The organism is Pseudomonas avellanae BPIC 631, from assembly GCF_000444135.1.
Lineage (GTDB): Bacteria > Pseudomonadota > Gammaproteobacteria > Pseudomonadales > Pseudomonadaceae > Aquipseudomonas > Aquipseudomonas avellanae.
Genome location: NZ_ATDK01000275.1, coordinates 1 through 11,341 on the forward strand (window position 1 = coordinate 1; position 11,341 = coordinate 11,341).

Annotated in this window: 9 protein-coding genes; 2 read left to right on the plus strand and 7 right to left on the minus strand. The window is 60.0% G+C overall.

The window, feature by feature from the left end; all coding sequences use genetic code 11:
* Positions 1–141: 141 nt before the first annotated feature.
* The gene (locus DW49_RS0116180) at positions 142–1,050 is read left to right on the plus strand and encodes a LysR family transcriptional regulator (RefSeq protein ID WP_005617571.1); all 909 of its coding nucleotides are present in this window, start codon (positions 142–144) and stop codon (positions 1,048–1,050) included.
* A 45-nt stretch (positions 1,051–1,095) separates the two neighbouring features.
* Here the strand turns inward: DW49_RS0116180 and DW49_RS0116185 are convergent, their stop codons facing one another.
* The 7 genes from DW49_RS0116185 to DW49_RS0116215 form a co-directional block, all read right to left on the minus strand.
* Complete coding sequence (locus DW49_RS0116185; protein WP_005617570.1) at positions 1,096–2,922, minus strand: glycoside hydrolase family 15 protein; 1,827 nt, start codon at positions 2,920–2,922, stop codon at positions 1,096–1,098.
* Complete coding sequence (locus DW49_RS0116190) at positions 2,915–3,715, minus strand: SDR family oxidoreductase (RefSeq protein ID WP_017683021.1); 801 nt, start codon at positions 3,713–3,715, stop codon at positions 2,915–2,917. The genes DW49_RS0116185 and DW49_RS0116190 overlap by 8 nt, the downstream gene beginning before the upstream one ends.
* A gap of 83 nt (positions 3,716–3,798) precedes the next feature.
* Positions 3,799–4,836: an NADP(H)-dependent aldo-keto reductase gene (locus DW49_RS0116195; protein ID WP_005617566.1), complete on the minus strand. Its 1,038-nt coding sequence runs from the start codon at positions 4,834–4,836 to the stop codon at positions 3,799–3,801.
* Between the two features lie 87 nt (positions 4,837–4,923).
* Positions 4,924–6,735 carry an ABC transporter ATP-binding protein gene (locus DW49_RS0116200; protein ID WP_005617564.1) on the minus strand — a complete coding sequence of 604 codons (1,812 nt, stop codon included), beginning with the start codon at positions 6,733–6,735 and terminating at the stop codon, positions 4,924–4,926.
* Positions 6,736–6,950: 215 nt separating this feature from the next.
* A complete protein-coding gene (locus DW49_RS0116205) occupies positions 6,951–8,027 on the minus strand; it encodes a DUF1615 domain-containing protein (RefSeq protein WP_024420576.1) in 1,077 nt (358 codons plus the stop codon).
* A gap of 103 nt (positions 8,028–8,130) precedes the next feature.
* Complete coding sequence (gene glsB / locus DW49_RS0116210) at positions 8,131–9,039, minus strand: glutaminase B (protein ID WP_005617560.1); 909 nt, start codon at positions 9,037–9,039, stop codon at positions 8,131–8,133.
* Positions 9,040–9,109: 70 nt separating this feature from the next.
* On the minus strand, positions 9,110–9,925 hold the full coding sequence (locus DW49_RS0116215; RefSeq protein ID WP_005617559.1) for a class II aldolase/adducin family protein: 816 nt from the start codon (positions 9,923–9,925) through the stop codon (positions 9,110–9,112).
* Positions 9,926–10,157: 232 nt separating this feature from the next.
* Between DW49_RS0116215 and DW49_RS0116220 the strand changes: the two genes are divergently transcribed.
* On the plus strand, positions 10,158–11,195 hold the full coding sequence (locus DW49_RS0116220) for an ABC transporter substrate-binding protein (RefSeq protein WP_005617558.1): 1,038 nt from the start codon (positions 10,158–10,160) through the stop codon (positions 11,193–11,195).
* Positions 11,196–11,341: the final 146 nt, after the last annotated feature.

Consider the following 11,341-nt stretch of genomic DNA (forward strand, 5'->3'; position numbering starts at 1 on the left):
CGTTTGGAACGCTAAGGGAGAAGATATTTTGAACAAAATACAGCGAGCCCGCGCGGCAATGAGCACGCAGGCATGAGAGAAGTTAATTTTGAGACGGCACACTAGAGTCCCGAACACATTTCGGTACGAAGAACGCTCACGATGGATCGCATTCAGGAAATGACGCTGTTTGCCGCCTTGGCCGGGCAGACCAGCTTCACCGGTGTCGCCCGGCACGTTGGGCTGTCGACCGCTACCGTGACACGCGCAGTGGCCAGTCTGGAAAGCAGGCTGGGCATTCTGCTGGTGGTGCGCACCACCCGTAACATGCGCCTCACCGAGGCCGGGCAACGCTTCGCGGAGGATTGCCGCCGCCTGCTGACCGACCTGGATGAAGCGGAAAACGCCGCAGCGGGTGTGCATGCGCTGCCAGCCGGCACATTGACGGTCACCGCACCGCAAATGTTCGGCGCGCTGCATGTCACGCCGGTATTGACCCGCTTTCTCAACGAGTACCCGGCAGTGGATATTCGCGCCATTCTGGTGGACCGGGTCGTGTCCATGCTCGACGAGGGGGTCGATGTGGCGGTGCGGATTGGCGCGTTGCGTGATTCATCCTTGACAGCCATCCCTGTCGGCAGCGTGCGGCGCATGGTCTGCGCATCGCGTGCTTACCTGGCGCAGCATGGCACGCCCCAGCACCCTGACGATCTGCAACTACATTCCACAGTCTCGACGTCGGCCCCGGAACGGCCACCCCACTGGGCGTTCCGAGTCGATGGTCAGGACCATTCAGTGAATGTCGCCTCAAGGCTCAGCCTGACGTCCTTCCAGGCGTCGATCAACGCCGCGTTGCAGCACTGGGGGCTCACTCAGGTGCCGCACTACCAGATACGCGAGCACCTGCAGAACGGCAGACTCGCTTGCGTACTGGAAGATTTCGAAATCGCTCCCGAACCGGTGCATGTCGTCTATTCGGAGGGCCGCCGCGGCTCTTCCAAGGTAAGGTCGTTCGTCGACTTCTGCGTCAGTGCCCTGAGGGAAGATCTGCAGTTTGAAACGGCAGGGTGAATGAACGCCGCCAGACAGCGGTTCATTCACCCACACCGACACCCTTCAGGGTTGCCAAAGCGCCTGTTCGCCGCTCAGTTTACGGTCCAGGAAACTCGCCGCACTGATCAGCGCCAGATGACTCAGGGCCTGCGGGGTGTTGCCCAGATGTCGGGCGTGGCCGTCGAACTCTTCGGCATACAAACCCAGCGGGTTGGCGTAACGCAGCAACTGCTCGAACTCCAGGTGCGCCTGCTCTACCCGACCAGCGCGGGCCAGGCATTCGACATACCAGAACGAACAGGCCACGAACGCACCCTCCTCGCCTGCCAGGCCATCATCATGGTCGTCATCGTTGCGGTAGCGGAACACCATTCCGTCACGCACCAGCGCGGCCTCGATGGCGTCCAGCGTCGCCAGCCATTTCGGGTCATTGGCGCCGACGAAGCGCACCAGCGGCATCAGCAGCATAGAGGCGTCCAGGTTGCGGCTGCCTTTGTACTGCACGAAATGACCGAGTTCTTCGTTCCAGAAGTTGTCCCAGATATCGTTCTGGATATCCTCACGGACCTTGTTCCAGCGCTCGAACGGCCCTGACAGTGAACGTTTGAAGGCCAGACGCAGTGCCCGGTCCAACGCGACCCAGCACATCAGCCGCGAGTGCAGAAAGTGCTGATCGCCACCGCGCATTTCCCAGATACCCACGTCGCGGTCATTCCAGTGTTCGCACACATAATCGACCTGGCGTACAACGTGCTGCCAGCCGTCATGGGAGATCGCGTCGCCGTACTTGTTGGCCAGGTACACGGCGTCCATCAATTCGCCGTAGATATCCAACTGAACCTGCTTGTACGCCTCGTTGCCGATCCGCACCGGCTGCGCGCCGCCGTAACCGGTCAGGTGATCGAGGTGTTCCTCGGGCAGTTCTGCGTGGCCGTCAAGGGCATATAGAATGCCGAGCTTCTCGGTCTGCTCGCAGCAGTCGTCCAGTCGCTCACGCACCCAGCCCATGAAGGCATTGGCCTCCTCGGTATAACCCAGGCGCATGAAAGCGTACACGGTGAATGAGGCATCACGAATCCAGGTGTAGCGGTAATCCCAGTTGCGCTCGCCGCCTTCGGTTTCCGGCAGACCGAACGTCGCCGCTGCCACAATGCCGCCATGCTTGCGCGAGGTCAGCAACTTGAGCGCCAGTGCCGAACGGGTGACCATTTCGCGCCAACGGCCCTTGTATTGCGACTGCCCGGCCCAGCGCTGCCAGAACTTCAGGGTATCGTCGAAATAACGCGAGCACTTGCCTGCGGCAACATTCGGGTCGTCGATGCCACCCAGAATGAACTCGATAGTCTGGCCTTTGTGCATGTGAAACTCGGCGACGGCGTCGTGCTGTTCCAGGTGCAACGGCGTAGCCGCTGACAAGCGCATGCCCGGCTGCCCTTGGGCCTCGAAACAGATGTCCTGACCATCGACGCGCGCGGTGGTGTCGGCACGGCTGTAGTCCATGCGCACGCGGCAACGCATGCGTATCGTGGCCTCGCCAAAACGCACCTGAACCCGGCGCACGATGCGCGGCAGGTCGTCTTGATCCTCACCGATCGGCATCAGGTCAGTGACTTCCACCACTGCCTGCTCGGAAATCCAGCGCGTTTGCAGCACATTGGTGTCCGGCAGATAGATCTGCAGCCTTCTGGCGTCCGGTAGGTCAGGCGCCAGTTGAAAGATCCCGGCGTCGGGTGTGTCCAGCAACGCGGTGAAAATCGACGGGCTGTCGAAGTCTGGCCAGCAGCAGAAGTCGATACTGCCGGTGTCGGCAATCAACGCAGCGCTGCGCATGTCGCCGATGATGCCGTGGTCTTCGATCCGGTTTTGTGCTTCCTGGGGACGATCAGCCATTGCCACGGAACTCCGGATAAAGGGTCATCCCGCCATCGATGTACAGGGTGGTGCCGTGCACGTAATCCGAGGCATCGGAAGCCAGCCACAGCACGGCATTGGCGACGTCTTCCGGCTCGCCGATGCGCCCGTAAGGGATCAGCTTGAGCATTTCCTTTTCGGCGTCGCCCTTGCGCGCGTCGGCATTGATCGGCGTGCGGATGGCACCCGGCGCAACGCTGTTGACGCGGATTTTCAGCTCGCCGACTTCCTGGGCAATACTGCGCATCAGCAGGTCGACACCGCCCTTGGAGGCGGCGTAATTGACGTGCCCGGCCCACGGGATCAACTGGTGCACCGAGCTCATGTGAATGATCTTGCCCATCGCCCGCGATACCTCCGGGCGCATGCCTTGCTTGATGAACTGGCGCAACGCAGCGCGGGCGCAAAGAAACTGCCCGGTCAGGTTGACGTTGATGACGGTGTTCCAGTCTTCCAGGCTCATGTCGACGATGGCTGCGTCTTTCTGCAGGCCCGAGTTGGCGACCAGAATGTCCAGTGCGCCAAAGTGCTCGATGGTCTGCGCAAACAGACGCTCGACATCTTGCTCTTTCGACACGTCAGCCCCGACAGCAAGCGCGCGACCGCCCGCTGCGCGAATCTCTTCAGCCAGCTTCTCGGCAGGTTCAGCCTTGGAGTTGTAATTGATCACCACCGCTGCACCGGCGTCCGCCAGCGCACGCGCGGCACCCGCGCCCAGCCCTGAGCTGGCGCCGGTGACAATTGCGACTTGTTGCTTGAGTGAGATATGCATCTGAATTCAGCCTCGGAGTAAGCACCCTAGTGCTGACTGACGAGGCTGAACGTAAGTTCAGTGCAGGTTATTGCTGGTTCAGGTTACGGCGCAGGGTTGGGCTGCGAGGTGTGAATGGCCTCGATTGCTGCGATGACCTCATCGGACAGCGTGACGTCGATGCTCTTCAGGTTGATCTCGAGTTGATCCAGCTTGGTTGCGCCAATAATGTTGCTGGTCACGAACGGGCGGCTGGTGACGTAGGCCAGGGCCATCTGCGACGGGTCCAGACCGTGTTCGCGGGCCAGTGCTACGTACTTCGCTGTGGCGCTGACGGTCTGCGGGTTGTTGTAACGCTGAAAGCGCTCGAACAGGGTCAGGCGACCATCGGCCGGGCGTGCGCCATCCAGGTATTTACCTGCCAGCACACCGAACGCCAGTGGCGAGTAAGCCAGCAAGCCGATCTGTTCGCGAATGGCAATCTCTGCCAGGCCGACCTCGAAGGTGCGGTTAAGCAGGTTGTAGGGGTTCTGGATCGACACGGCACGCGGCAGATCAAGGGTGTCGGCCAGGTGCAGAAAACGCTGGGTGCCCCACGGTGTTTCGTTGGACAGCCCGAAGTGGCGAATCTTGCCTTCCTTGACCAGATCCGCCAGTACCGACAGGGTCTCCTGGATCTCGACCGCCTTGTCATCCGGGTCATGGGTGTAGCCCAGCACGCCGAAGAAGTTGGTCTTGCGATCCGGCCAGTGCAACTGATACAGGTCCAGATAATCAGTGTTCAGGCGTTTGAGGCTGGCCTCAAGCGCGGTGGTGATGTTCTTGCGGTCCAGGCGCGGATTGCCATCGCGGATGTGCTCCATGCGGCCGGGGCCGACGACCTTGCTGGCCAGCACCCAGTCACTGCGGTCGCCGTACTTTTTGAAGTACTCGCCGATGATGCTTTCGGTCTTGGTGTAGGTCTCGCTGCGCGGCGGCACCGGGTACATTTCGGCGGTGTCGAGGAAGTTGACCCTGGCCTCTTTAGCCATGCGGATCTGCTCGAAAGCTTGGGCCTGGGTGTTCTGTTCGCCCCAGGTCATGGTGCCCAGGCAGATGGCGCTGACCGACAGGTCGGTTTTGCCCAATTTACGAAATTGCATCGATGTCTCCGATCGGTTCAGAAGAATGCGGTGTGAAACAGGGCTCCCATAAAACGCCGACTGGTCATGCACTGCAACACTTTTTATCTAACGATAACCCTGTGCCTGAAGATCAAACAGCGCGGCGTAGCGCCCTGCGGCGGCGATCAGGCTGTCATGATCACCGCGCTCCAGCACCCGACCGTGCTCCAGCACCACGATGTGCTCGGCGTTGCGCACGCTGGAAAAACGATGGGAAATCAGCAGCGTCATGCGGCCCCTGGCGTATTCACGAAAATGCTCGAACACTGCGGCTTCTGCGCCAGCATCCAGTGCCGCAGTGGGCTCATCGAGAATCAGGATATCGGCGTCGCGGCGCATGTAGGCGCGTGACAAGGCGATTTTCTGCCACTGCCCGCCGGACAGCTCCTGACCGCCCGCGAACCAGCGGCCCAACTGGGTGGCGTAGCCTTTGTCGAGCTGCTCGATGAACTGCGCGGCCATGCCCTGCGCCGCGGCTTCGCGCCAGCGGGTTTCATCATGAAACGCCTGGGTATCGCCGACACCGAGGTTCTCGCCGACCAGAAACTGATAGCGGATGAAGTCCTGGAAGATCACGCCAATGCGCGAACGCAGCGCGTCTTCTTGCCATTCCTGCAGATCACTGCCATCGAGCAGTATGCGGCCCTGATCGGGTTGATACAGCCGCGTCAGCAGCTTGATCAGGGTGGTTTTGCCCGAACCGTTTTCGCCCACCAACGCCACGCTGCGACCCGGTGCCAGGTGCAAGTCGATGTTTTCCAGCGCCGCACGACTGGTGCCGGGGTAGGTGAAACTCACATTTTCGAAACGCATGCCGTCACCGGGCAGAGCGCCCTGGGTGAGGCTGCCTGTTGGCGGGGTGACCGGCTGGCCGAGGTAGATGTATAAATCAGCCAAATACAGTCCGTCTTCGTACAGACCGCTGATCGCGCTGAGGCTGCTGCTGACCGCGGCTTGCCCCTGTTTGAAGAGCACCAGGTACATGGTCATCTGACCCAGCGTGATCCGCCCGTGCACGGCATCGACCACCACCCAGGCATAGGCCAGATAAAACGAAGCGGTGCCCAGCAAGCCGAGCAGAAAGCCCCAGCCGTCACGGCGCACGGTCAATCGGCGGTCTTCGGCGTACAGCCGTTCAAAGGTGTCGCGATAGCGTTTAAGCAGCAGTGGTGCGAAGCCGAACAGCTTGACCTCCTTGATATAGCCTTCGTGGGAAAGCAGTGTTTCGATGTAATTCTGCCGACGGGTTTCCGGCGCGCGGCGAGTGAACAGCCGAAATGCATCGCCGGAAAAATGCGCCTCGGCAAAGAATACCGGCAGCGCACCCACCACCAGGATCAGCAGCGCCCAAGGCGAAAAATGCACCAGCAGCACGGCGAAACTGATCAGGGAAATAAGGTTTTGCAGCAGGCCCAGGGACTTGGTCACCAGCGCCAGCGGACGGGTCGAGGCCTCGCGCCGGACGCGCACGAGTTTGTCGTAGAACTCCGAATCCTCGAACTGGGACAGTGACAGGGTCTGGGCCTTCTCCAGAATCAACGTATTGACCTTCTGCCCAAGCAGCACCCGCAACAGCGCCTGCTGCACCGACAGCCCCCGTTGCGCACCGGCCAGCAGGGCCAGCACGCCCGCCTCCAGCAACACATAGCGCAACACCGGCCATAACGGCGCGTCACCCGTGCTGGCGTGCAATTGCATGGCACTGACCACAGCATCGACGATGCGCTGCCCCAGCCAGGCGGCCAGCGCAGGCAACAAGCCTGCAACCAGCGTGGCGAGGATCAAGCCGACGGACAGCGCACGGGAAGTGGTCCAGACCAGATGCATGGCCCGCAAGGCTTGCTGCAGGAAAATCGTGAAGCGTTTTAAAACAGGCATACGTCAAATAAGTCCTGAAGAGCCTTGAATAGAGGGCTGAAACCCCAAGATTTCTCGCCAAGTCGCACCCTCAAAATCGGACGCAGAGCGTCCAGAACGGCATTCCCACGCAGAGCGTGAGGAACGATAGTCTCAACCTCGACCACTATCGTGCGACGCTCTGGACGCTCTGCGTCCGGTCTTGATAATGCGGCGCGGCGCAGATGTGTGATCGCTCACCCTCCCTTCGGCGCGCGCAGCACGCAGCGTTCGCGGCGGTCGTCTACGCGTTCGGCGAACCAGGCGGTGGTCAGGTTGCGAGTGATTTTCGGGCTTTTCAGGGTGATGCCCGGCAGGATTGCCCGTGGTAATGGCTTGCCCGCGGCCCGGTCCGCCAGCGCGAACACTTTGCTGTACAGATCGGTCTCTTCGAATTCCAGGGTATCGCCCTGCTTGAGCTGGCTCCATATCTGCGACTTGTTCATGCCCAACCGGTTACCCAGGGTACGCACAGCCAGTTCAGTGGAACCGGGCGAGGTGGAGTCGAAACGGATCAGGTCGCCATCGAGCGCCAGTTCTATGCCGGTCGCGCGGCTGACCGCATTCTGGAACGCCGCATTGCGGCTGGCGTACCAACCCGCATTGAAGTCGGCGAAACGGTACAGCGACTGGGTGTAGTTCACCGGGTAACCGAGCAAGTGGGCCACGCCGAAATACATACCGCCACGACGAGTGAACACCTCGCGCCGAATAGAACCATCAACCGTGTAGGGATAATCCTCGGCGTGCTTTTCAGCAAAGGCGATGCTGACCTGCATCGGACCGCCGGTCTTGACCGGGTTGAAGTTGCCGAACAACGTCTGGCCGAGCGGCACCATGCCGATGAAATCATCAAAAATGGCGCTGAGGTCTTTTTCGGTATGAGCCGAATCGAGCCGCTTGCCGTAGGTCTTGTCATCCGGCGAGCGCACGCGCAGCGCGGTGGCGATCAAGGCGTTGGGAATATGCAGCCGCGCGGCGCGTCGGTCGATTTCGGCACGCGCAATACGGCCCATGTTCGGCACGGCCGGATCAACCTGAAAGGTCGATTCCTGCTCGGTTACAGCTATTACCGAACACAGGTTTTCAGTGCTCAGCGGAATTTTCTGCGCGGTGAACGCGGCCTGGATATCCGTCGCCCAGGCCTGTCGATCCGTGACAGTGGCAGGTATCAGCCGCACGATCTTCGCGCGCGCCTGTTCGGGGCTCAGTTCAGGTTCCTGAACACGCTGGGTGCCGCAACCGGCAAGTACCAGCAGCCCGACGCTCAGCATGAGCGATTTGCATAGCCTTCTGTTCAATCCATGACTCCTGACAGATTCGCGCTTCAAAGCACTGTTCACTTCAGAAGACGTTTTACCTTAAAAGGCTTTTACTTCAAAAAACCGACCAGTCGACCCTCGCGCTGAGTTTTTCCAGCGCAGCCATACCGACAAGGGAATTGCCCGCCGCGTTCAACGCAGGAGACCACACACAGACCGAAGCGCGCTCCGGCACAATCGCCACAATCCCGCCGCCTACCCCGCTCTTGCCCGGCAGGCCGACGCGGTAGGCAAAGTTGCCGGCTTCGTCGTAAAGACCGCTGGTGGCCATGATCGAATTGACCTGCGTGGCCTGGCGTGCGGTGAGGATCTGCACGCCACTGTGGGCGCAAAAACCCTGGCTGGCCAGAAAACCGAACGCTTTCGCCAGATCGATGCAATTCATGCTCAGCGCACAGTGGTGAAAATAGCTGCGCAGCACGTCTTCCACATCGCCGTGGAAATTGTCGAAGGATTTCATCAGATAAGCCGCCGCCGCGTTGCGCGAACGGTGCTGGTACTCGGACTCGGCCACCTTGGAATCGGAGGTGATCGACCGGTTGCCGCATAGACGACGCACGAAATCGCGCATCGACAACGACGGCGCGGCAAAACGTGCCTGATTGATGTCGCAGATCACCAGTGCACCGGCATTGATAAACGGGTTGCGCGGCCTGCCCTGCTCGAACTCCAACTGCACCAACGAGTTGAACGGCTGGCCGGAAGGCTCGTGGCCAAGGCGCTGCCAGATGTCTTCGCCGGAATGGCCGATGGCCTGGACCAGGCTGAACACCTTGGAAATGCTCTGAATCGAAAACAGCGTCTCGGCGTCACCGGCGCTGAACACCTGGCCGTCGTTGCCATACACCGCGATACCCAACTGATCAGGTCGCACCCCGCCCAGTGCCGGAATGTAATCGGCCACCTTGCCCTGACCGAGCAAGGGTCTTACTTCATCGAGGATTTCGTTCAGCAGGTCGTGCATGTGTGCGCCCCTTGTTTTGGGTGCGCACACTACACCAACCCTCGGCGCCTCGCATCACTGCATTGCAGGCTCAGTCACGGTAATCGGTGCCGCTGCGCTCCAGCTCGCGAATCAATGCATTCCAGTGCCGTGCAACCCCCGGCCCATGCCCGTCCTTGATGACCTTGGCCTGCTCTTCAACCCTGGCGATGACTTCCTGCGGAGGGAACACCAGTTCGTCATTGCCCGCCGACTGCGCGGCGATCTGAATGTTGCAGGCGTACTCCAGGGCATGAAGCTGCTGAAAGGCATGTTCGACACTGACGCCACCGGTCAGCAACCCGTGGTTACGCAGGATCATCACGCTCTTGTCACCCAGGTCGGCGACCAGTCGTTCCCGTTCGCTCAAGTCCAGCGCAATGCCTTCGTAGCCGTGATAGGCCACGCGCCCGGAGAAGGCAATGGAGTGCTGGGAAATCGGCAGCAGTCCGTTTTTCTGCGCCGACACTGCAATACCGTCACGGGTATGGGTGTGTAACACCGCTTGCAGGTCATGACGCGCCGCGTGAATGGCGCTGTGGATCACGTAACCGGCGTAGTTGATGCCCAATCCGGTCGGGTCATCGACAATCGTGCCGTCTATATCGACCTTGACCAGGTTGGACGCCGTGATTTCATCGAACAGCAGGCCGAAGGCGTTGATCAGAAAGTGTTCGTCCGGCCCCGGCACCCGCGCCGAGAAATGCGTGTAGATGTGATCGGTCCAGCGCTTGAGCGCCGCCAGACGATACGCCGCCGCCAGCTTGACCCGGACCTCCCATTCCTGTGGCGAAACCCGGTCGCGCACACTGCCGCCACCTGACGGCGTGGTATCGGGCTGGATCGGCAAAGCGCTGACGTTGCTCATGGTGTTGCTCCTGAAAGACTGCAAACGATCAGCAAGACTAGGCGCATCACAAATCAATTAAAAATCACATTTACTTATAAGCTAATTATAAAAAATCAGAATATTAGAAAGCGTGGCCCTAGTGGCTTGGCAAGCTGAACATGCGAGCTATGTTTATGCCTTAACGTTATTTAAATAATGTTTTATATAGCGATATGCTGCAAAAAACCTCATCCCCGTATTGGAGCTGCGCATGTCAAAACCCGCCCTGTTTCTACCCCGCTTGAGCCGCCTGGCAGCCGCCATCGGCCTGGGTGCCGCACTGTTGACCGGCACGCTGGTCGCACCTGCCAGCGCACAGGCTGAAGGCGAAATTCGCATTGCCGAGCAGTTCGGTATCGTCTATCTGCTGCTCAACGTGGTGCGCGATCAACAACTGATCGAGAAGCACGGCAAGCAAGATGGTCTGGAGATCAAGGTGGACTGGACTCAATTGTCCGGTGGCTCGGCGGTCAACGATGCGCTGCTGTCGGGCTCCATCGACATTGCCGGTGCCGGCGTAGGCCCGTTGCTGACCATCTGGGACCGCACCCATGGCAAACAGAACGTCAAAGCGGTCGCTTCGTTGGGTAACTTCCCGTATTACCTGGTGAGCAATAACCCCAACGTCAAAACCATTGCCGACTTTACCGAAAAGGACCGCATCGCCGTGCCGGCGGTCAGTGTTTCAGTGCAGTCACGCTACCTGCAATTCGCCGCTGCCAAACTCTGGGGCGACAAGGAATACGCACGGCTGGACAAGTACACCCTGAGCCTGCCCCATCCGGACGCGGCTGCCAGCCTGATTGCGGGCGGGACCGAGCTGACCGGGCACTTTTCCAACCCGCCGTATCAGGACCAGGAACTGAAAAACCCCAACGTGCACGTGGTGCTCAATACCTATGATCTGTTCGGCCCGAACTCACCCACGGTGCTGTTCGCCACCGAGAAATTCCGTAACGAGAATCCGAAGACTTACAAGGCGTTCATTGAAGCGCTGAGCGAAGCCGAAGCCTTCGTCAGCAAGGACATTGGTGCCGCAGCCGATACCTACCTGCGCGTCACCAAAGCGAAGATCGACCGCGCCGAGCTGCTCAGGATCATTGACCAGCCGGAGTTTCAGTTCACCATCACGCCGAAGAACACCTACCCCCTGGCCGAGTTCCTGTACCGCGTGGGCGCGATCAAGAACAAGCCCGCGTCGTGGAAGGATTACTTCTTTCAGGATGCCACCCCGTTGCAGGGCAGTTGAGAAGGAAACGCAGAGCGTTGATACGAGCGTCACACAACTCTGCGATTCAGTGAGCTTCCGGCTCGACTTGAGTCACCTTTTCGCCCCTCGGCGACTGACTTTGAAGGATCAAAGTAAGCAAAATCCCGGCTCCGTTTCCGGCCCGA

Bases quoted from the DNA above. Each gene is read 5' to 3' on its own strand.
- glsB (WP_005617560.1), bottom strand. From the start codon at position 9,039: ATGCACGACCTGCTGAACGAAATCCTCGATGAAGTAAGACCCTTGCTC.
- DW49_RS0116185 (WP_005617570.1), bottom strand. From the start codon at position 2,922: ATGGCTGATCGTCCCCAGGAAGCACAAAACCGGATCGAAGACCACGGC.
- DW49_RS0116195 (WP_005617566.1), bottom strand. From the start codon at position 4,836: ATGCAATTTCGTAAATTGGGCAAAACCGACCTGTCGGTCAGCGCCATC.
- DW49_RS0116215 (WP_005617559.1), bottom strand. From the start codon at position 9,925: ATGAGCAACGTCAGCGCTTTGCCGATCCAGCCCGATACCACGCCGTCA.
- DW49_RS0116190 (WP_017683021.1), bottom strand. From the start codon at position 3,715: ATGCATATCTCACTCAAGCAACAAGTCGCAATTGTCACCGGCGCCAGC.
- DW49_RS0116220 (WP_005617558.1), top strand. From the start codon at position 10,158: ATGTCAAAACCCGCCCTGTTTCTACCCCGCTTGAGCCGCCTGGCAGCC.
- DW49_RS0116200 (WP_005617564.1), bottom strand. From the start codon at position 6,735: ATGCCTGTTTTAAAACGCTTCACGATTTTCCTGCAGCAAGCCTTGCGG.
- DW49_RS0116180 (WP_005617571.1), top strand. From the start codon at position 142: ATGGATCGCATTCAGGAAATGACGCTGTTTGCCGCCTTGGCCGGGCAG.
- DW49_RS0116205 (WP_024420576.1), bottom strand. From the start codon at position 8,027: ATGCTGAGCGTCGGGCTGCTGGTACTTGCCGGTTGCGGCACCCAGCGT.